Source organism: Inhella proteolytica (assembly GCF_016093275.1).
In the GTDB taxonomy this organism is placed as follows: domain Bacteria; phylum Pseudomonadota; class Gammaproteobacteria; order Burkholderiales; family Burkholderiaceae_C; genus Inhella; species Inhella proteolytica.
Genome location: NZ_JAEDAK010000005.1, coordinates 281,940 through 302,701, shown reverse-complemented (window position 1 = coordinate 302,701; position 20,762 = coordinate 281,940). Strand labels below are relative to the sequence as shown.

Annotated in this window: 18 protein-coding genes; 13 read left to right on the top strand and 5 right to left on the bottom strand. The window is 69.3% G+C overall.

What is annotated here, in order from left to right; genetic code table 11:
* Positions 1–210 precede the first annotated feature (210 nt).
* The 4 genes from I7X39_RS09825 to I7X39_RS09810 are packed head-to-tail and all read left to right on the top strand — an operon-like array spanning position 211 to position 3,088.
* A complete protein-coding gene (locus tag I7X39_RS09825; protein ID WP_232351869.1) occupies positions 211–675 on the top strand; it encodes a chemotaxis protein CheW in 465 nt (154 codons plus the stop codon).
* A 4-nt stretch (positions 676–679) separates the two neighbouring features.
* Positions 680–1,489, top strand: coding sequence for a CheR family methyltransferase (locus tag I7X39_RS09820; protein WP_198110971.1), 810 nt, complete (start codon positions 680–682; stop codon positions 1,487–1,489).
* Entirely contained in the window at positions 1,482–2,012 is a 531-nt protein-coding gene (locus I7X39_RS09815) for a chemotaxis protein CheD (protein WP_198110970.1), read from the top strand. The genes I7X39_RS09820 and I7X39_RS09815 overlap by 8 nt, the downstream gene beginning before the upstream one ends.
* A complete protein-coding gene (locus I7X39_RS09810) occupies positions 2,009–3,088 on the top strand; it encodes a protein-glutamate methylesterase/protein-glutamine glutaminase (protein WP_198110969.1) in 1,080 nt (359 codons plus the stop codon). Before I7X39_RS09815 ends, I7X39_RS09810 begins: the two co-directional genes overlap by 4 nt.
* Positions 3,089–3,122: 34 nt before the next feature.
* Here the strand turns inward: I7X39_RS09810 and I7X39_RS09805 are convergent, their stop codons facing one another.
* Positions 3,123–3,485, bottom strand: a complete 363-nt coding sequence (locus tag I7X39_RS09805) for a response regulator transcription factor (protein ID WP_198110968.1) — start codon at positions 3,483–3,485, stop codon at positions 3,123–3,125.
* Between the two features lie 143 nt (positions 3,486–3,628).
* Between I7X39_RS09805 and I7X39_RS09800 the strand changes: the two genes are divergently transcribed.
* Positions 3,629–5,077, top strand: a complete 1,449-nt coding sequence (locus I7X39_RS09800; protein WP_198110967.1) for a methyl-accepting chemotaxis protein — start codon at positions 3,629–3,631, stop codon at positions 5,075–5,077.
* 28 nt (positions 5,078–5,105) lie between these two features.
* Here the strand turns inward: I7X39_RS09800 and I7X39_RS09795 are convergent, their stop codons facing one another.
* A complete protein-coding gene (locus I7X39_RS09795) occupies positions 5,106–9,971 on the bottom strand; it encodes a CHASE domain-containing hybrid sensor histidine kinase/response regulator (protein WP_198110966.1) in 4,866 nt (1,621 codons plus the stop codon).
* 108 nt (positions 9,972–10,079) lie between these two features.
* Here I7X39_RS09795 and I7X39_RS09790 point away from each other — a divergent pair, with 108 nt between their 5' ends.
* A complete protein-coding gene (locus I7X39_RS09790) occupies positions 10,080–11,354 on the top strand; it encodes an HD-GYP domain-containing protein (protein WP_198110965.1) in 1,275 nt (424 codons plus the stop codon).
* Positions 11,355–11,398: 44 nt separating this feature from the next.
* Here I7X39_RS09790 and I7X39_RS09785 read toward each other — a convergent pair whose 3' ends face one another.
* Positions 11,399–12,133 (bottom strand): NUDIX hydrolase, encoded by a 735-nt coding sequence (locus I7X39_RS09785; RefSeq protein ID WP_198110964.1) that lies wholly within the window; start codon positions 12,131–12,133, stop codon positions 11,399–11,401.
* A gap of 85 nt (positions 12,134–12,218) precedes the next feature.
* Here I7X39_RS09785 and I7X39_RS09780 point away from each other — a divergent pair, with 85 nt between their 5' ends.
* The 7 genes from I7X39_RS09780 to I7X39_RS09750 all read left to right on the top strand — a co-directional run bounded on the left by I7X39_RS09780 (position 12,219) and on the right by I7X39_RS09750 (position 18,046).
* Positions 12,219–13,265, top strand: a complete 1,047-nt coding sequence (locus tag I7X39_RS09780) for an SPFH domain-containing protein (protein WP_198110963.1) — start codon at positions 12,219–12,221, stop codon at positions 13,263–13,265.
* On the top strand, positions 13,249–14,166 hold the full coding sequence (locus I7X39_RS09775; RefSeq protein ID WP_198110962.1) for a diacylglycerol kinase catalytic domain-containing protein: 918 nt from the start codon (positions 13,249–13,251) through the stop codon (positions 14,164–14,166). The genes I7X39_RS09780 and I7X39_RS09775 overlap by 17 nt, the downstream gene beginning before the upstream one ends.
* 36 nt (positions 14,167–14,202) lie before the next feature.
* Complete coding sequence (locus I7X39_RS09770) at positions 14,203–14,751, top strand: RNA 2'-phosphotransferase (RefSeq protein WP_198110961.1); 549 nt, start codon at positions 14,203–14,205, stop codon at positions 14,749–14,751.
* A complete protein-coding gene (locus I7X39_RS09765; protein WP_198110960.1) occupies positions 14,748–15,365 on the top strand; it encodes an HAD family hydrolase in 618 nt (205 codons plus the stop codon). The genes I7X39_RS09770 and I7X39_RS09765 overlap by 4 nt, the downstream gene beginning before the upstream one ends.
* Positions 15,366–15,384: 19 nt before the next feature.
* On the top strand, positions 15,385–16,308 hold the full coding sequence (locus tag I7X39_RS09760; RefSeq protein WP_375140771.1) for an ADP-ribosylglycohydrolase family protein: 924 nt from the start codon (positions 15,385–15,387) through the stop codon (positions 16,306–16,308).
* A gap of 73 nt (positions 16,309–16,381) precedes the next feature.
* Positions 16,382–17,320, top strand: coding sequence for a DUF1152 domain-containing protein (locus tag I7X39_RS09755; RefSeq protein ID WP_198110959.1), 939 nt, complete (start codon positions 16,382–16,384; stop codon positions 17,318–17,320).
* Between the two features lie 72 nt (positions 17,321–17,392).
* Positions 17,393–18,046, top strand: coding sequence for an MBL fold metallo-hydrolase (locus I7X39_RS09750; protein ID WP_198110958.1), 654 nt, complete (start codon positions 17,393–17,395; stop codon positions 18,044–18,046).
* On the opposite strand, the gene I7X39_RS09745 is transcribed toward I7X39_RS09750, so the two are convergent.
* Complete coding sequence (locus I7X39_RS09745; RefSeq protein WP_198110957.1) at positions 18,047–19,825, bottom strand: ABC transporter substrate-binding protein; 1,779 nt, start codon at positions 19,823–19,825, stop codon at positions 18,047–18,049.
* Positions 19,825–20,757 (bottom strand): M48 family metallopeptidase, encoded by a 933-nt coding sequence (locus I7X39_RS09740; protein WP_198110956.1) that lies wholly within the window; start codon positions 20,755–20,757, stop codon positions 19,825–19,827. Before I7X39_RS09740 ends, I7X39_RS09745 begins: the two co-directional genes overlap by 1 nt.
* Positions 20,758–20,762 lie beyond the last annotated feature (5 nt).

Below are 20,762 nucleotides of genomic sequence, written 5' to 3'. Positions count from 1 at the left end.
CGAGCCGGCGCCTGCCGCCCCGCGTGCGCGCAGCCTGCCGCCAGGGCGGCCGGCCGCGGCGCAACCGGCCCCGGCGCGGGGTCGCCCTCCGCTTGCTGCCAAGGCGCCGCAGCGCACCGCCCGGGCGCCGGAGAGCGAAGTGGACGAGTCCTACTTCGGGCGCTTCTGACCATGCAGGGGGGCGCTTTCCATTCGCAACCCGTGCGGCAGATGCTCCGTCTGGCCGCGGCGGGCGAGTCCCTGCTGGTTCCCATCGAGGCGGTGCACGAGATCCTGGAGGTCGGCGCGCTCACGGTCATCCCGCGCTCGCCCGCGCTGCTGCGGGGCGTGATGAACCTGCGGGGCGCGGTGGTGCCGGTGATCGACCTGGCGGCGCGCTTCGGCATGGCCCCCACCCAGATCGAGCGGCGCAGCGCCATCGTGGTGGTGGGCCTCGAGGGTGACGCCGAGCGGGAGCGCCTGACGGCGGGAATGCTCGTGGACAGCGTGTTCGAGGTGCTGGAGGTGCGTGCCGACCAGCTGGAGCCGGTGCCCACGCTGGGCGTGCGCATTCCGGCCGGCCTGGTGCTGGGCATGGTGAACCTGCCGGGCGGCTACTCCGCGGTGCTCAATCTCGAGCAGATCCTGCACCCCGAGCAGCTGTGCGAACTGATTGGAGCGGCGCAAGCCGATTGAGCGCGTGGCACAGCAGCTTCGCCCCGAGACCTTCGCCGCCATCACCGAGCTGTTCCAGCGCACCTCGGGCATCCGGCTCGTGGAGAGCAAGCAGGCCCTGGTGTTCGGGCGCCTGCAAAAGCTGGCGCTCGACCATGGGGCGGCCGATGTCGAAACCTTCGCGCAACGCGTCATCAAGGGCCAGGTGAGCGAGCGCGTGCTGGTCGACGTGATCGATCGGCTCACCACCAACGAGACCTACTTCTTCCGCGAGCCGCAGCACTTCGATGAGCTGCGGGCGCGCACCAAGGCCCGTGCCAAGACGGCGGAGTGGACGGTGTGGAGCGCTGCGTCCTCTTCGGGTGAGGAGGCCTACTCGATTGCCATGCTGCTGGCGGAATGCCTGGGCCTCACGGCGGCCTGGCGGGTCATCGGCACGGACCTCAGCACCGCCATGGTGGCGGCGGCCCAGAAGGCCCTGTACTCCCTGGAGCGGGCCCGCAATGTGCCGGAGCCCTACCTGAAGGACTACTGCCTCAAGGGGCATGGGCCTTACGAGGGGCAGCTGCTCATCGCCCGCCCGGTGCGTGCGCATGTGCAGTTCCTGTGCGCCAACCTCATGCAGCCCCTGCCGCCGGAACTGCCCGAGTTCGACGTGATCTTCCTGCGCAATGTGCTGATCTACTTCGATGCCGAGGCCAAGGCCGCCATCGTGCGCCGGGTGATCGAGAAGCTCAAACCCGACGGCGTCTTGTATGTGGGGCATGCCGAGTCCTTGACGAACCTGAACCTGCCCCTGCGCACCGTGGCGCCAGCCACTTACCAGCATGCCTGAACCGACCCGTCCGCCCTTCCCCGCACCGGGCAAGCCCGCGCAGACGCTGAACCTGCTGCCGGGGCAATGGCATTTCGGGCCGCAGGGCAATCTGGTGACGCTGCTGGGCTCCTGCGTGGCCATCACGCTCTGGCATCCGCAGAAGGGCCTGGGCGGCATGTGCCACTACCTGCTGCCCAGCCGCACGCGGCGCAGCGGAGAGCCGCTGGACGGCCGCTTCGGCGACGAGGCGCTGGAGCTGCTGCTGCAGAAGATTCGCCTGCACGGCACCCACCCGCAGGACTACCACGCCCATCTGTACGGCGGCGCGGACACCTTGCCCGACGGCATGAAGGTCAAGTTCAACGTCGGCGAGCGCAACATCGAACAGGGCTGGTCCCTGCTCGACCAGTACGGCTTCCAGTTGCAGGGCGTGGACGTGGGCGACACCGTGCCGCGCACGGTCAGCCTCAAACTGCCCGAGGGCCTGGTGACGGTGCGCCGCGGCCCGTCCGTGAACTCGCTGCCGCCCAAGCTGCCATGAACCCACCGATTCGCGTCGCCATCATTGATGACAGCGCCGTGGTCCGCAAGCACCTGAGCGCGTTGCTGGAGGCGGCCGGCATGCAGGTCACCATCACCGCCAGCGACCCGCTGTTTGCGTGGCCGAAGCTGCAGGCCGACTGGCCGGATGTGATCGTCCTGGACGTCGAGATGCCGCGCATGGATGGGCTCAGCTTCCTGCGGCAGCTGATGGCGGAGCACCCGCTGCCGGTGGTGATGTGCTCGACGCTGACCGAGGCCGGCGCGGAGACCACGCTGCAGGCTCTCGCCGCCGGCGCGGTGGGTTTCGTCACCAAGCCCAAGCTGGGTCTGAAGAATTTCCTGGAAGACCAGGACAACGGGCTGGTGCCAGCGGTCAGGGCGGCCAAGCGGGCCAGCCTGAAGGCCTTGGTGCGCTTCTCGGCCCCCACCGCGGCGCCAAGCATGCCTTCCAGCGCGGCGCCCGTGCGCGCCGCGCCTGCCATGCCGCTGGCACAGACCACCGACCGCGTCATCGCCGTGGGCGCCTCCACCGGTGGGGTGCAGACTTTTGAGTCCCTGCTCTGCCAGCTGCCGCGCGACATGGGCGCCGGCATCGTCCTGGTGCAGCACATGCCGGCCGGCTTCACGGCCAGCTTCGCGCAGCGCCTGGCCCGGGTCAGTGGCCTGGATGTGCGCGAGGCGGTGGACGGCGAGCGCGTGCTGGCCGGCCGGGTGTTGATCGCACCGGGCGGGCGCCACATGCAGCTGCGTGCCAGCGGCGCGCAGTACCAGGTGGAGGTTCGCGACGGCCCGCTGGTGAACCACCACAAGCCCTCGGTGGATGTGCTCTTCAAGTCCGTGGCCCAGGTGGCGGGGCGCAACGCCATCGGGGTGCTGCTCACCGGCATGGGGGACGACGGTGCGCGCGGCCTGCTGGAGATGCGGCGGGCCGGCGCCTACACCGCGGCGCAGGACGAGGCCAGCTGCGTGGTGTACGGCATGCCCAAGGCGGCCTTTGAGCTGGGGGCCGCGGTGCAGGTGCTGGACTTGGAGGGGATTGCGGCGGCGATCCAGCGACAGATCAAGCCGGCCTGAGACGGCGCAGGCTCGGGGAGCGCCGCGCCGCCGTTCAGATCAAGCGCTGAACCACCGTCAGCACTTCGAGCGGGCTGAAGGGCTTGACCAGGTACTCGTCGGCACCGGCCTGGCTGCCGGCCTGGCGATCGGTGCGCTCCGTGCGCGCGGTCAGCAGCACCACCTTCGTGCGGCGCAGCCGCGGGTCGGACTTGATGGCCTTGCAGACCTGCAGGCCATCCATGCCCCCCGGCATCATCACGTCCAGGAGGATCAGGTCCGGCGCCAGGCGCTGCGCGGCAGCCAATCCGTCCGGGCCGTTGCTGGCCTCGTGGATGTCGTAATCCTCGAATTCCAGCGTGACGCGAACCAGCTCACGGATGTCTTCTTGATCTTCAACAATGAGCACGCGTTTCATAGGGGTGAGGCCGGGAATTTGCTGACTGGAATCATGCCTCATCCACACAGGGGCTCGGCTAGCATCAGATCGCCATATCGCCCAGGAATGCCGTGAAACCCCTCCCGACTTCGACTGCAGGATTGCGCGCCCACGATCTCTTGATGGCGGCCTTGGTCAGCTTCCTGTCGGTGCTGCTGATGTTGGGGGCTTGGGGCAAGTCGATGCAATGGACGCTGATGGGCCTGGGCGCCGCGTTCCTGGCGCTGGCCTGGTGGCTGCGCCAGACCCAGGGCGGCAGCTTCTTGGCCCGCTCCGGCCTGGCCATCCTGGGGGGGCTGCTGCTGGTCTTCATCGAGGCTTTTGCGCGTGTGCCGCTGGGCGATCGCGCCTACGGTGCGGCCCTGCCGGTGCTGCTGGCCCTGCTGCTGCCCTACCGCGACTGGCGGGTGCTGGCCCTGGCGGGTGCTGTCAGTGCCGTCGGACGGCTGGCCTTCGGGCAGACCGAGATCACCAACATCCTGCTGCTGCTGGCCTTGACCGCCGGCTTGGCGCTGCTGGCCCATCGCATGGACCTGGAAGCGAACGAGCGCTTCGAGTTGGAGTTCCTGGTCAATGCCATGGGGCGCGAAGGCCCGATCCGCCTGAACCTGGATGTGGTGCGGGCGGAATCCACCATGGGGGTGCGGCTCAAGCAGGTGCAGCAACGCATGGCCGAGGCCCTGGGGCTGGTCCGTGAGGCCACGCTCTCCATCCATCAGGTGTCCGACGAGCTGGGCCACAGCGCGGTGGAGCTGCGCGAGCGCACCGAGCAGACGGCCAAGGGCCTGGAAGACGCGGCGATGAGCCTGGAGCAGATCAACGTCATCGTGCAGGAAAGTGCGCGGGCGTCGGGCGAGGCCAAGAAGCTGGCCGGCGAGGCCAGTGGCCAGGCCGAGCAAGGCGGCTTGGCCGTGGGGCGCCTGGTCACCACCATGCGGGACATCGATGCCTCCTCGCGCAAGATCACCGAGATCATCGGCACCATCGACGGCATCGCCTTCCAAACGAACATCCTGGCGCTGAACGCGGCGGTGGAGGCCGCACGTGCGGGCGATGCCGGCCGTGGCTTTGCCGTGGTGGCAGCGGAAGTCCGCATGCTGGCGGGGCGCAGCTCTGAGGCGGCCAAGGAGATCAAGCAGCTCATCACGGCCTCGCTGGAAACCGTGGAGCGCGGCACGCGCGAAGCCGAACATGCGGGCAGCCAGATGAACGAGCTGGTGCAATCGGTCATTGGAGTCGGGCGGGCCTTTGAGTCCCTGACGGCCGATTCGGCGGAACATGCGGCATCGATTGACGTGGTCACCTCTTCCGTCAAGGAGCTGGACTTGGTGACCACGCGCAACTTGGATGTGGCGGTGCGGGCCAGCGAGATCGCAGCGTCTTTGCTGCAGGAGGCGGCCCGCTTGGCCGAGGTGCTCTCCAGCTTCCGCCTGGGCAACGACGACCAGGTGGCTCAATTGCTGCAACAAACCCAGGCAGCCGCCAGCTTGGCGCAACAGGCTGCCCAGGAGGCCGTGCAGTTGCGTGATCGCTCCGCCACGGCGCCCTCCGGCGGCATCGACTTCTTCTAGGTCCCGACTGCGCTGCGCGCCCCTGGTCTCAGGGGTCAAGTGAGCGGAAGTGCTCAAGCACCCGCCCGGCCTCGGCCGCCAAGGCGCGCACAACAGCACCCGCCTGGGCCGGCGTTTCCGCCAGGGCCGTTTGAGCCTCTCCGGCAAGCTGCGAGAGTGCCTCCGCCCCGAGCATGGCGGCATTGCCCTTGAGGGTATGTGCAAGGCGCACGGGCTCCTCGCCCGCCGGCTCATCCAGCGCGCGCAGCAGGCGTTCCACGATCTCCGGCAGCTCCCGCACCAGGGTCCTGAGCATGCGCTGGTAGATGCGCAGGTAGCCGCCCATGTGTGCCACGGCGGCGTCCACCTCAATGCCGGCCTGGCGTGCCAGCGCCAGGGCCGGGTCGTTCGGGTCGCCCGCCAGCTCGGCCTTGCGTTCGGCGGCGGACTTCGGGCGCCGCACGGTGGCCCAGCGCAGGATGGTGGCAATGAGCTGGTCGAGGTCGAAGGGCTTGCCGACGTGGTCGTTCATGCCCGCCTCCAGGCAGACCTGCCGATCGCTCTCCAGCGCATTGGCGGTCATGGCAATGATGGGCAGCGTGTCTCGACCGGCGTTGCTGCGGATCGCCCGCGTGGCATCCAGACCGTTCATCACGGGCATCTGCATGTCCATCAGCACCAGATCGCAGACGCTGTCATCGCCGATCAGTCGTTCGACGGCGATACCGCCGTGTTCCGCAATCTCGACCAACGCTCCCTCGGCCTCGAGCAGCTCACGCGCCACTTGCTGGTTGAGTGGGTTGTCCTCCACCACCATGAGGCGCAGCCCGGCCAGCCGCTGGCTGGAGGGCGCGGGGCCTGTCGCCTGCGCCGACTGAGGGCCCTGCCGCAGGAGTGCGAGGGCACGCGCGAATGCGCTCGGAAACACCGGCTTGGGCAGCACGGCCCCCGCATGCCGACCGAGGGCGGCCTCGGCCTGCGGGCGTTGCGCCGCCAGGGCCAGGATGAAGCAGGGCGGGCAGCGCGGATGCTCGAGCAGGGCGGTAAGTCGGGTGGCGCGCTCAACCCCCACAGCATCCCAGTCCACCACCCACAGCGAGTCTCCGGCGGGGCCTTCGTCCGTCGCGTCCAGGCGGCTCCGCAGGGCCTCCAGGCTGTCGACGGGGGTGAGCGGCCAGCCCAGGCCCTGCAGTGCGCGCGTCACCACGTCCGCTGCGGCCGCGGAGCCGCCGAGCAGGCAGACCCGAGACGGAGCGGCCGGCCCGGCCTGGACCGGGGCGGCTTCCGGCAGGGGCAGCTCCAGCTCGAACTCGAAGCAGCTGCCTTGGCCGGGGGCGCTGCGCAGGCTCAGGCGGCCGCCCATGAGCTGGATGAGGCTGCGGCTGATGGCCAGGCCCAGCCCGGTGCCGCCGAAGCGCCGGGTGATGGACCCTTCGGCCTGGGTGAAGCCGCTGAAGATGCGCTCCTGTGCCTCGGGGGCGATGCCGATGCCGGTGTCCTGCACCGCGAAGCGAACCCGGACGCGCTGGGCGTCCACGGCCTGGGCGCGCAGGCGGAGTCGAACCTCGCCCCGCTCGGTGAACTTGAGCGCATTGCCCAGCAGGTTGATCAGCACCTGCTGAAGGCGCAGCCCATCCAGCACCACCTTGCTGGGCAGCTGGCTGTCGATGTCGAACAGCAGCTCCACCGGCTTGCTGCCGAGGTTGGCGCCGAAGATGGTGGCCAGGTCGGTGAGGAAGCGGGCGAGGTCGAGCGGCTGCGGGTCCAGGCTCATGCGGCCGGCCTCGATCTTCGAGAAGTCCAGCACGTCGTTCAGCAGGCCCAGCAGGGACTTGGCAGCGGCCTCGGTCTTGCTGGCGTAATCGCGCTGGCGCTCGTCCAGGGCGGTGCGCTGCAGCAGCGCCAGCATGCCCAGGATGGCATTCATCGGCGTGCGGATCTCGTGGCTGACGTTGGCCACGAAGGCGCTCTTGGCCTGCGAGGCGGACTCGGCCTGCGCGCGGGCCTGCGCCAGCGGCGTCACGTCGACGACGAAGCTCACGAAGTAGTCGTCGCCGGCCAGGCCGTCCACCACATGCAGCACGCGGCCCTCGGGGCTGCGGTGCTCGCGCTCGGTGCCCAGCTGGTCCATCAGTTCGTCGCTCAAGCGCTTGAGCGTCACGGCATCGCGCTGCGGTTCCTCGGCCTGCAGCATGGCCCGGATGAGGGCGCGCATCGAGGTGCCCGCCTGGACCTGTTCGGGGGGCACGCCCGTCAGGGCGGAGAAGCTCGCACTGGCTTCGATGAGCTGCTGCTCGCCATCAAAGATGGCCAAGGCGGTGCCGGTGAGCTCCAGGGCTTTGCGCGTCAGTTCGCCGGCGCGCCGCGCCAGGGCTTCGGCCTGCAGCCGCGCCGTCACATCGGTGTAGGTGGTGACCACGCCGCCGCCGATCAGCGTGGCACGGCGTGCCTCCAGGGTGGCGCCGTGGGGGACCTGGCGCATGAAGATGTCGGGCGCCTGGGGGTCATAGATGGACCTGCGGCGTGCTTCCATCAGTTCGTCCAGGGCGCCCGGTCCGTAGTCCCCACGCTGCGCGAAGTAGCGCAGCATGTCCTCCACGCGGGTCTGGCCCGGCCGGCACAGTTCGGCCGGCAGCTGCAGCAACTGGCCCAGCAGGGGGTTGGCGAGCACCAGGCGCTCTTGTTCGTCGAACACGCTCAGGCCGGAGGGCAGGCTGGCGATCACGCTGTCCAGCAGGTTGCGGCTTTGCTCCAGCGCGGCCGTCATCTCCTCGCGCTGGGTGACGTCCTGCACCGCCCCCGCGAGACGGACCGGCAGGAAGTGCTCGAACTCCACCTCGCCAACCAGGCGGAACCACTGCAGCGGGCCGCTGCCGGCCCTACCCGCCTGGAGCACGAAGTCAAAGTTCTCGCCGCTGCTTTGTGCTTGCCGCAGCGCCTGGCGCAGTTGCCGACGCGCCTGCGGTGGGTAGAGGCGCAAGACCTCACGCAGCGCGGCCGTGTGGCCCGGCGGCAGGCCATGCAGCAGGCAGGCCTGGTCGTCCAGCACCAGGGTGTGGTTGACCAGATCCAGCTCCCAGCCGCCCACGCCGCCGACGCGCTCGGTCCGGTCCAGAAAGGCGCGGTTGGCCCGCAGCGCCTGCTCGGCGCGACGCTGCGCGCTCACATCGATGCAGACCCCGAGCAGCAGCGTGGCCCCCGTGTTCTTGCGGCTGACGCGCCGGCCCTTGAGCTGCAGGACTTTGTGCGCCTGGTCCAGGGTGTGCAATTCCAGTTCGAACTCGAAGGCGTCGCCGGTGATCAGCGCTTGCATCAAACGCACCGCCACCGCGCGCCGCTGCGCACGCGACACATGGTGGCGCCACACCCAGTTCGGGCTGCGGCCGGGCGGCATTCGGCCGAAGTGGGCCTCCATGGAGCTGTCCCACTCCATGCGGTGCGAGCCGAGGTCCATCGACCACAGCCCGATCCCACCCGCCTCGGCCGTCAGCTGCAGGCGCTGGAAGAGATCGTTCAGGGCCACCTGCTGCTGCTTGCGCTCGGTGATGTCGCTCTCGACGGCCAGGAAGGCGCTCAGCTGCCCCGCGCGGTCCCGCAGGGCCTGGATCTCGAGCTCGATCCAGTACTCATGGCCGTTCTTGCCGCGGTTCAGCAGTTCGCCCCGGAAGGGCTTGCCAGCGTTCAGGGCCTCGCGCAGGCGCTGCAGTTCCTGCTGGCTGGTGCCCTCAAACTGCAGCAGCTCGCCAGGGGTTCGGCCGATGGCCTCGGCCGCCGTGTAGCCGGTGATGCGTTCAAAGCCCTCGTTGACCCACTCAATGCGCCGCGCCGGGTCGGTGATGATGACGGCGTTCGACGTGCGCCGTGCCACCGCGGCCAGGCGGTCCAGCTCCCGGGTCAGGGCCGAGACTTTGTCCTCGGTGGCCTGCAGGGTCCCGATCTGCTGGCGGATCCACAGCGCCAGGGCGATCGATGTGAGCAGGAGCAGCCCTCCGGCCAGGTGCGCGGGTAGCAGGGAGAAGGCATGGTCCAACTCCGGCGTGCTGGACAGGCGCAGCTCAAAGGTCTGGCCCAGCGAGGTGAATTGCCGCGTCTGGTTCATGCGGCCGGCTTGCGCCGGCGCGCCCACCCGGTGCACCAGGTCGCCCTGCGTGGCACCGCGCAGCTCCAGTGACAAGCGGTTGCCGGCCAGGGAGGCCACCTCCGCAAAGAGTTCCTTGGCCACCAGCGGGGCATAGGGCACGGCCAGCAAGGCCCGGCGCCGCTCGTCCACGGAGCCCGCCGGCATGCCGTAGCGGTAGGCGGGCAGGAAGAGCAGGAAGCCCGGCGTCTTGGCCTGGTCCTGCACCAGCTCGATGGGGGCGGACAGGCGGGGCTCGCCGCTGTCGATGGCGGCCTCGATGCCCGCGCGGCGCCGGGGTTCGCTGCCGACGTCCAGGCCGACCGCGGCCAGGTTGCGCTCGGTGGGTTCGACCGTCTTGATGACGTAGTGCGGGTCCGGTGCGCGGCCGTTCAACTGCTTGACGCGAAACGTTGGCCAGCCCGCCTCACGCTCGGCGGCTTCAAACGCGGGCAGCGCGGCCCGCTCCACCCGTTCGATCAACCCCAGCCCGCGCACGCCCGGGAACTCCTCGTCCAGGCGCCGGGCCTCCATCCAGGTGCGCAGCTGCGCCCGCGTGAAGCTGCCGCCCTGCACCGACATGCCGGCCGCAATGCCGCGCAGCCCCCGCACCGGCGTGTCGAGCTTCTGTGCGTAGTTGCGGGAGACGAGGTCGGCGAGCCGCTCGAACTCCTGTCGCTCTTCGCGCAGGATCTGGCTGCGCAGCCACAGGGTGATGCCCAGCGCCAACACCAGGCCCAACAGCAGGGCGATCAGCGGCAGGCTCTTGCGGCGGCTCAGGAGAAGCTTTTTGAGCAATGGGGCTCCTCGGCAGACGAAATTCAAGGGGGCCGGCAGCGCGCAGCGTGCGCGTCAGCAACAAGGACGGGCGGCTTGCCCACCGGGCTGCAACTATCCTAGGGCGCCATGACGCAGCAAGCCTCCGTGACCACCCAAGAGATTGCGCCCGAGCAACTCTGCATCGGTCTGTACGTGCACCTGGATCTGCCCTGGTCTGCGCACCCCTTCACGTTCTCCAGCTTCAAGATCAAGGACCTGGGGCAGATCGCGACGCTGCAGTCACTTGGGCTGGAGCGAATCCGGTATTCCGCTTCGAAGAGCGATTGCGCACCGCTCGCGTTGCCGCCGCGCACGGCCGAGCCCGCAGCGCCGCCCGCCATGGCGTTGGCCGATGACCCGGCCCTCAAGCTCAAGCGGGAGCGGCTGGAGCGCATGGCCGCTCACCATGCCAAGGTGGCTCAGTGCGAGCGTGAACTGCTGTCGAGCGGCCGCGCGGTGAAGTCCATCACGCAAAACCTGTTTGCCAAGCCCAAGGAGGCGTACGCGGAGGCCTCGGGCCTGATCTCCGGTCTGGCGGCGTCCATGCTGGTCGATGCCGACGTGGCCATCCAGCTGATGGCCGACAAGGTCGGCGGGGAGGACGTCTACCACCACTCCTTGAACGTCGCCATCTTGTCGATGGTGCTGGCGCGCGAGCTCAAGGCCCCGCCCGCAGCGATGCAGGTGCTGGGGCTGGGCGCCCTGCTGCACGACATCGGCAAGGCCGACTTGCCCGAGCGCGTGGTGCGCAAGAGCACCCCGCTGACGGCGGCCGAAGCGGTCGTGTATCAAATGCACTGCGAAAAAGGCGTCGCCATCGCGCAGGCCATGGGCGTTGGCCCCGAGGTGCGGGCGATCATCGAGCAGCACCACGAGTGCTCAGACGGCTCGGGCTACCCCAAGCGCTTGAGCGGCACGCAGCTTGGGCTGCTCGTCCGCGTGGTGGCCCTGGTGAACGCCTATGACAACCTGGTCAATCCGCTTGACCCGCGGCGCGCGCTGACACCGCATGAGGCCATGTCCGTCATCTACGGGCAGCGCCGCGCGCAGTTCGACAACCTGGTTCTGACCACCTTTGTGCGCAGCGTGGGCATCTACCCGCCGGGCACCGTCGTCAACCTGAGCAACGGCACGCTCGGCATGGTGCTCTCCGTCAACAGCAGCCGGCCCCTGAAGCCCACCGTGCTGGTGTACGACCCCGCCATCCCCAAGGATGGCGCCATCGTGGTCAACCTGGAAGAGGAGCCTGAGGTCTCCGTGGCCACTACCGTGAAGCCGGCCGATCTGCCCGCCGATGTCTTCGACTACCTGTCGCCGCGCCGAAGAACGACCTATTTCTTCAACACCGAGGGCGGGACCTGAACCGCAGCGCCTGACAGGGTCAGTGTGCGTGCGGGGGCCGGCGCTCAGCGTCCACCTAAGGGCGAGCCGCGCGGGCTGAAGGTGCGCGGAAACACCACCGCGCTGTCGCGGTCGCGCAGGCGATAGCCCATCGCCGGGCGGCGCGAATCCCCTTCCACCGCGCCGGCCTCTTCGAGGAACTGCGCGGCCAGCATGCGTGTGCGAAAGCCGCTCTTGTCCACCGGGCGGCCCAGCACGATCTCGTACACGCGCTGCAGCTGCGGCAGCGTGAAGGGCTCGGGCAAGAGGAAGGCCGGCAGTGAGGTGTACTCCACCTTGGCGCGCAGGCGCTCCACCGCGGCGAGCAGGATCTCCGCGTGGTCGAAAGCCATGCGCGGCTTGGCCAGCAGCGCATCGACCTCGAACCAGGCCACATCGGCCGCGTTGGCTCCCTTGGTCAGCGTCAGCTGCGCGCCGGCGATCAGCGCAAAGTACACATGCGTGGCCGACCAGCCGCGCGGGTCGCGCGCCGCGCCGCCCCAGCTGCCCAGCTGCTCCAGATAGGGGCTTTCCACGCCGGTCTTCTCGCGCAGCTTGCGGCGCGCGCAGGCCTCCAGGTCGGCGTCCAGCGCCACGTTCACAAAACCCCCGGGCAAGGCCCAGCGGCCCGGAAAGGGCTCTTCGCCTCCCTTCGGCCGCTGCACCAGCAGCACCTGCAGCTGCTCGTCGATGACCGAAAAGATCACCACATCCACCGTGGTGAAAGGGCGCGGGAACTCCATGCGGGGTTTGCTGACCATGGGATCGAAGGCTTGACGCTTGAAGAGTTGGGTTGTATTGTGCAACTTATTGAAGGTTGTACAGAACAACTCATAAGGAAACCCCATGCTGGGCATTCGATTCATCCGCGCACAACCCACCGTCCACCTGATGCAGTTCCGCGCCGGCCGCCTGGTGCGCGAGGGTGCCGGACAGTCCTTCTTCTATTACGCGCCCACCAGCACCCTGGTGGCCGTACCCGTCGGCAGCCAGGACCGCCCCTTCATGCTGGAGCTGGTGACGGCGGACTTCCAGGCCGTCACCGTGCAGGGCCAGATCAGCTACCGCATCGCCCAGCCGGCCCAGGCTTGCCGCCTGATGGACTTCTCGCTCACGGCCGACGGCACGGGCCACGCCTCCGAAGACCCGCAGCGCCTGGGCGACCGGGTGCTGATGCAGGCCGAGGTGATCGTGCAGCAGGCCGTGCAGGCCTTGGCGCTGAAGCAGGCGCTGTGCAGCGCGGCGCCGATTGCCCGTCGCGTGCAGCAGGAGCTGGCCCAGCAGGCGGAGATCCAGGCCCTGGGCCTGGAGATCCTGGGCGTGGCCATCCTGGCCGTGAAGCCCACGCCGGATATCGCCCGCGCGCTGGAGGCCGAGGCGCGCGAGCAGAACCTCCGGGCCGCCGACGAGGCCATCTACCTGCGCCGCATGTCCGCGGTGCAGAACGAGCGCGCCATCCGCCAGAACGAGCTGGACACCGACATCGCCGTGGAGAACAAGCGCCGCCAGATCCGCGAGGCCCAGCTGGAAGCCAAGGCCCTGCAGATGCGCAAGGAAAACGAGCTGCGCGCCGAGCAGATGGACGCGGACGTGGCGCTGGAAGCCCACCGCCAGGAGCTGGTGCAGGGCCAGGCGCAGAACAGCCGCACCCTGGCCGAGGCCGAGGCCTACCGCGTGGCCGCCGTCATGCAGGCGCTGGAGAAGGCCGACCCGAAGCTGGTGCAGGCTGTGGCCGCCATGGGCATGCAGCCCGGCCAGCTGATCGCCCAGGCCTTCGGCGGCCTGGCCGAGAAGGCCGAGCGCATCGGCCAGCTCAATGTCTCGCCCGAGCTGCTGCAGGGCCTGCTGGGCGGAACCGCGCCGGCGAGCAAGGGCCATGGCGAGCGGCACTGAACGCCGCCTGGTGCTGGTGACGCGCCGCACCCGGCTCGAAGCGCTGGTGCAGCAGCACCACACGCTCGGCCAGGCGCGCTTCTACGTCGAGCACCTGGGCGCGGACTTCGAGGACTACCTGCGCGAGCACCAGGCCTACAGCCACAGCCTGGCCATCTGCAGCGCCGCCCTGCAGCGCTGGGGCCGCAGCCAGACCCTGGAGCGCAGCCTGCTGCCGAACTTCGTCTTCGACGCCGACGACATCGTGCTGACGCTCGGCCAGGACGGCCTGGTGGCCAATGTGCTGAAGTACCTGAACGGCCAGCCCCTGGTCGGGCTCAACCCCGAACCGACGCGCTGGGACGGCGTGCTGCTGCCCTTCGAGCCCGCCGACCTGGCCCGCCTGCTGCCTGAGGTGGCCGCCGACCGCCGGCCGCTGCAGTCCGTCACCCTGGCCGAGGCCGTGCTCTCGGACGGCCAGCGCCTGCGCGCCGTCAACGAGCTCTTCATCGGCCCGCGCACGCACAGCTCGGCGCTGTACGAGATCGAATGGGACGGCCGGCGCGAGGCGCAGTCCTCCTCGGGCGTGATCGTCGCCACCGGACTGGGCAGCACGGGCTGGCTGCGCAGCATGCTGACCGGCTCGGCCGGCCTGGCCGCCGTGCCCCGGACCCACGCACCCGAACCCTGGGATGCCGAGCGCCTGACCTTCGCCGTGCGCGAGCCTTTCCCCAGCCGCAGCTCGGCCGTGGGCCTGGTGCACGGCCATGTCAGCACCCAGCAGCCCCTGCGCCTGCGCTCGCGCATGCCCGAGCAGGGCGTGATCTTTTCCGACGGCATGGAGGCCGACTTCCTGCGCTTCACGGCCGGAGTGGAGGCGACGATCGGCCTTGCGGCGCAGCGGGGTTGTCTGGTGCGGTAGCCAAGCGCAACCCAGCTTCATAAGAATTCAAACGACATGAGCAAGAACACCCTGACAAGCCTGAGCAAGTTCCTCAGCCTGGTGCTGCGTCACCAGCCCCAACTCATTGGCCTGCACCTCGACGAGGCCGGCTGGGTTGGCATCGACACCCTCCTGGAGCGGGCCAACGCCGCTGGGCACGCGCTGACGCGCGCGTTGCTGCAGCAGATCGTGGACACCAGCGACAAGCAGCGCTTTGCGATCAGCGCGGACGGCCTGCGGATCCGCGCCAACCAAGGCCACTCTGTCGAAGTCGAGCTGGGCCTGGTTGCGCAAGTACCGCCAGCCCGGCTGTTTCACGGTACGGCGAGCCGCTTCCTGGATTCGATTCTGAGTTCCGGCCTCAACAAGGGCGCCCGCCACCATGTTCACCTCAGTACCGACCTGAGTGTGGCGGGGGCGGTAGGCCGGCGCTACGGGCAGCTGGTGATGCTGGAGGTCGATGCCGCGTCGATGCAGGCACAAGGCCATTGCTTCTTCCGGTCGGAGAACGGCGTCTGGTTGACCGACAGCGTGCCACCCCGCTTCCTGAAGGTACTGACTTGAAGAGCCGCTGCATCGCGCTGGATGCGGACGGCGTGCTGCTGGACTACAACCAGGCCTATGCCCAGGCGTGGCAGCGCGCCTTCGGCGTCCGCCCCGAAGAACGCGACCCATCTGCCTACTGGGCCATGGACCGATGGGGCGTCAAGCGCCTGGAAGGCGAACAACTGGACCGACTGCGCGCCGCCTTTGACGAGAGCTTCTGGAGCCACTTGCCCGCCATGGCCGGCGCGATCGGCGCCTGCCAGCAGCTCGACACGGCCGGCTTTGAACTGGTCTGCGTTTCGGCCATCCATCCGCGCTACGAAGCCGCCCGGCTGCGCAACCTTCAACAGCTGGGCTTCCCGATCGCGCGCGTGATCGCCACCAGTCACGGCGACGGTTCACGCAGCCCGAAGGCGGCGGCGCTGGAGCGCTTGATGCCCTTGGCCTTCGTGGACGACTACCTACCCTACCTGCGCGGTCTACCGCCGCGCATCCATGCGGCACTGATTCACCGCCAGAAGCGTGGCTCACCCAACACCGGGCCGGAGCTCTCGCTTGCCCATTCGCACCATGAGGACCTGGCCGCCTTTGCCACATGGTGGATGAAGGAAGGGCATGAGCAATATGACTGAAGCAATGCATCAAGCGTCCGTGCAGCCCGCTGCCGCAAGGGCTGAACGGGATCGCTACCGTGGCGCACTCCTCGGGCTGGCCTGCGGCGACGCCGTGGGCACCACGGCGGAGTTCATGCCCAGGGGCAGCTTTGTGCCCGTCACGGACATGGTTGGGGGTGGACCGTTCGCCCTGCTCGCCGGCAAGTGGACCGACGACACCTCCATGGCCCTGTGCCTAGCCGAAAGCCTGCTTGCCAAGGGGGGCGTGGATGTGTGGGATCAGATGGCCCGCTACGCCAATTGGTACGAGTGGGGGTACTGGAGCTCCACTGGAACCTGCTTCGACATCGGCATCACAACAAAAGGCGCGCTCCACCACTTCCTGACGACTGGCGAGCCACTGGCTGGGCCAACCGATCCGCAAAGCGCTGGCAACGGCTCCTTGATGCGACTGGCGCCTGTTGCGATGCGCTATGCAGGGGATGAGACGCAGGTGCAGGACATGGCGGCCCTCAGTTCCCAGACGACCCACGGTGCCGCCGAGTGTCTGGATGCCTGCCGGCTCTTCGCCGTTGCACTGAGCCGCGCCCTGCAGGGTCGCCCCCGGCAGGAGGTGCTCGACCTCGGTTCGCTGCAGCTGCAGAGTCCTTCGATTCAGCGCTTGGCACAGGGCAGCTATCGCCTCAAGCGGCGCGACGAGATCGTCGGCAATGGTTACGTCGTCAACAGCCTTGAAGCGGCACTTTGGTGCTACCAGCGCCACGAGTGCTTCGAGGAAGCGGTGCTGGCAGCCGCCAATCTGGGCGACGACGCGGACACCACTGCGGCCATCACCGGGCAGCTGGCCGGCGCCACCTGGGGGCATGGCGGCATTCCCGCCCATTGGCTTGAGCGCCTATGCCAGGCCCAAGAGATCGGGGGCCTGGCGGAGGCCCTCTGGCGCGCACGTCAGCAGCTGTGAGGGCCGCCGTGTAGGCAAAGCCGTCACCCAGGGCGGCCGCCTCGTCACGAATACATCAACATCACGACTTCATATGCAAACCCCCTTCTTCCAAGCCTGCGCCGAAGCCCAATCCATCCTCATCGCCGGTGCCGGCGGCGGCTTCGACGTGGTCAGCGGCATCCCGCTCTACCTCTACTTCCGCAGCCTGGGCAAGCAGGTCGTGCTGGCCAATCTCTCCTTCACCGCCCTGCCCTTCGCGGACTGCGAGGAGGTGTTCCCGGGCACCTACCGGGTCACCGAAACCGCGGCGGAACTGCCGTACTTTCCGGAGCGCCACATCCTGGAGTGGCTGCGTGAGCGCGGCGAGGCGCCGAGCATCTATGCGCTTTCCAACCAGCTGGGGGTGCAGCCGCTGCGCGCGGCCTATGCGCACCTGCTGGAAGGCCATCAGATCGACACCCTGGTGCTGGTGGACGGCGGCACCGACAGCCTGATGTTTGGCGACGAGGCCAAGGTCGGCACCATCGTCGAGGACGCCTGCTCGATCGTCGCGGCCGGGTGCCTGCCGGTGCCCAGGCGCTTCCTTGCCGCCATCGGCTTCGGCGTCGAACACCAGCTGAACCACCACGCCTGCCTGGAGAACATCGCCGACCTGATCAAGGGCGATCAGTACCTGGGCGCGCAGGCGTTGACCCCAGCCCTGCCCGAGGGCCGCGCCTTTGTGGAGCTGGTGGAGCACCTCAACCAACGCATGGCCCTGCATCGCAGCATCGTCACCAACTCGATTGCCAGTGCCATGCAGGGCGAGTTCGGCGACATCCACTTCACGGCGCGCACCCAGGGCAGCGTGCAGTTCGTCAATCCGCTGATGGGCCTGTACTGGTACTTCCAGCTCGATGGCGTGGCCACGCGCATCCGCTTCGCGGCCGAGATCGAGCACAGCACCAGCATGCGCGAGGTGGCCGATGTGTTCCAGCGCTACCGGATCCTGAACAGCCGGCGGCTGCCCAAGGCGATTCCCCTGGCCTGATGCCGGCGCCCGCAGGCGCCGGGCAGGCCCGAAACTCCGACCCTGTCAACGCCTTCGTTCGCACGGCCCACCATGCTCCGCTACCAGATCCTCCCCGTCACCGACTTCCAACAGAACTGCTCCCTGGTCTGGTGCGACCAGACGAACGAGGCCGCGCTGATCGACCCGGGCGGCGAGATTCCGCGCCTGCTGGCGGCCGTGCAGCAGCGTGGGTTGACGCTGAAGGCGATCTGGCAGACGCACGCGCACATCGACCACGCCGGTGCCACCGGTCAGCTGGCGCGCGAGCAGGGCCTGCCCATCGTGGGCCCGCACCCGGACGACCAGTTCTGGATCGACGGCCTGCCGCAGCAGAGCCAGATGTTCGGCTTCCCGCCCGCCGAGCACTTCACGCCCACACGCTGGCTGCAGGATGGCGACACCGTGCAGCTGGGCCAGGAGACCGTGCAGGTGCGCCACTGCCCGGGCCACACACCCGGCCATGTGGTGTTCTACAGCCCCACGGCGCAGCGCGCCTTCGTGGGTGATGTGCTGTTCGCCGGCTCGATCGGTCGCACCGACTTTCCGGGCGGCAATTTCGAGCAGCTGATCGCCTCCATCACCCAGCGCCTGTGGCCGCTGGGGGACGAGACCGTGTTCATCCCCGGCCATGGGCCGGAGAGCAGCTTCGGCGCCGAGCGGCGCAGCAACCCCTTCGTCAGCGACGCTGCGGTGCGGCGCGGCTGATCAGTCCAGACCCGTGTAGCGCCACCAATCCCGCGTGAAAGGGTGGCGCTGGTGGCCAAACACGCGGGCCTGCGTCAGATCGGTGCGCAGCGCATGGCTGTGCGCCAAGTAGGGGGCGTAGGCCAGCATCAGACGCTGGGCCTGGCGGATGTCGGCCAGGCGTTCGGGGCCGTCGGGCAGCTGGCGCTGGCGCTCGTACAGGCGGTCGAAGGCGGGTAGCGCGAAGCGGGCGTCGTTGGCCTGCCCGGCGTTGGGCCCATAGCCCAGCGCGAGGAAGAAGTCGGCATCGGGCAGGCTGGTGCTCCAGGCGAAGCTCCACATCATCAGCCGGCCGTTGAGCGAGTTCTTGATCAGCTCGCCGAACTGGCCCATCTCGAACTCGATGCGCAGGCCCAGGCGCGTCATCTGCTTGAGCCAGAGCTCGTTGATGACGCGCTGGCGGCTGTCGCCCGCCAGGCCGGCCATGCGCAGGGTCAGGCGGCGGCCGTCGGGGTGCTCGCGAAAACCGTCGCCGTCCACGTCGCGGTAGCCGTAGATGTCGAGCAGGGCGCGGGCGCGCGCCAGGTCGCCGCTGCCGGCCTCGCCGCGCAGGCTGGCGTCGTAGCCGTACACGCCGGGCACCACCAGCGATTGCGCGGCCAGGCCCTGGTTCTTGAACACGCGGTCCAGCTCCAGGCGGTTGTCGTAGGCCAGGCAGATGGCGCGGCGCAGGGCCACGCGCTCGGGTGTCAGGCCGCCGATGTCGGCGTCGCTGCAGTTGAAGAAGGTCTGGCGCACCGAGGCATCGAGCGTGCGGCGCGCCTGGATGCCGCGCTGCACCAGGTAGGGCGCCAGGCGCCCGCCCGGCAGGGCGGCCGGTGCCAGACCCTGCGGCAGTTCCAGCACGTCCAGTTCACCGCCGTGGAAGGCCAGCCAGCGCGGCTGTTCCTCCTGCACCACGCTGACCTCGACCTCGTCCACCAGCGGCAGGCGCCGGCCGCGCAGACGTGCGGCCAGGGCCTGGGCCTGCGGGTCGTCGGGCGGGGCCTCGCTGTCGAAGCGCTGCTCGCGAAAGCGCGGGTTGCGCTCCAGCAGGATCATCGAACCGCGCCGCCACTGCTTGAGCTGGAACGGGCCGGTGCCCACGGGGTGGGCGGGCAGCTCGTCGCCATAGCGCTCCACCACCTCGCGCGCCAGGGCGCCGGTGAGGCCGGGTACGGCAAACAGGTAGGCAAAGCGCGGCGCGGGCTCCTTCAGGCGGACCTCGAAGCGGTAGCGGTCGAGCGCGCGCAGGCCTTCCACGGGGCGGTCGTAGTCCAGCGCGCGGCCGGCCTTGCGCGCGGCCTCACGCAGCTCCTTCAGGCCCAGGATGCCGGCGCTTTCGAACAGGTGCAGGTGCTCGCTGGGGATCTGCGGGTCGTAGAAACGCTTGATGCTGTAGACGTAGTCGGCCGCCACCAGCTCGCGCGGTTGGCCGCCGAAGGCCTCGTCGTCCGCAAAGAAGATGCCCGGCTGCAGGGTGAAGACGAAGCGGCGGAAGTCGCTGCTGACCTCGGGCAGGGCGGCGGCCGTTTGCGGGCGCAGCAGGGCCGGGCGGGCCAGGTAGTCGTAGGTGAGCGGGCTTTCGAAGATGTGCGCGTTGACCGTCACCGAAGTTCGGTCGGACACGCGCGGCGGGTCGAAGCCGGTCTCGACCACGTCCACCACCACGCGCAGGCGCTTCCCTGGCGCGGCAGGGGCCGCCCCCAGGCCGGCCGCCGGCAGCGCACTGAAGCCCTGCAGCCAGCGGCGGCGCTGCATCAGCGGCTGGTGGCCGGTGGCAGCGGCGCAGGGGGCGGGAAGCGGCGGTCCGGCTTGGGCGCGCGGGCGAACAGGCCGGCCACCTGGGGCGTGGCGGCGCGGATGTCCTGGATGCGCGTCTTGCCCGAGGGGTGGGTGCTGAGCCACTGCGGCGGGGCGCCCTTGGCGGCCTGGCCCATCTTTTCCCACAGGCTGACGCCGGCCATCGGGTCGTAGCCGGCGCGCGCGGCCAGCTCCATGCCCACCAAGTCGGCCTCGGTTTCGTCTTCGCGGCTGAACTTCAGGGTCAGCAGCTGGGCGCCCATGCTGAGTGCGGCATCGCCCAGATTGCCCAGGCCGAGCAGGCTGGAGACGACGCCGGCACCGAGGCGGGTCACCGTGGTCTTGCCCATGCGCTCGCGCGCGTGCTCGCGCAGCGCGTGCGCCACCTCGTGGCCCATGATCGCGGCGACCTCGTCGTCACTGAGCTGCAGCTGCGCCAGGATGCCGTAATAGAAGGCGATCTTGCCGGCCGGCATGCAGAAGGCGTTGAGCTCGCGGCTGGTGATGACGTTGACCTCCCACTTCCACTGCTTGGCGCGGGGGTTCCATTCCTCGGTGAAGGGCAGCATGCGGGCGCCGATGTAGCGCAGGCGCTGGACCTGGGCGTGGTCCTGCGGCAGCAGGGCGCGCTTCTGCGCCGCCTCGTTCACCATCTGGCGGTATTGCAGGCTGGCGGCTTCCTCGATCTGCTCGGCCGGCGCCAGCTTGGTGAACTTGCTGCGCTCGCCCACCTGCACGCCTTCGCGCGCCCAGGCCGGCAGGGCCGCCACGGCGGCACCGGTCCCCACCAGGCCGGTGAAGAGGCGCCGCCCGCCCTCGGGCGTGCTGGCACAGCAATCGCAGCGGCCGAAGCCGTAGCGCGGGGCATGTTCAAGGTGGACGTGTTCCATGGGCG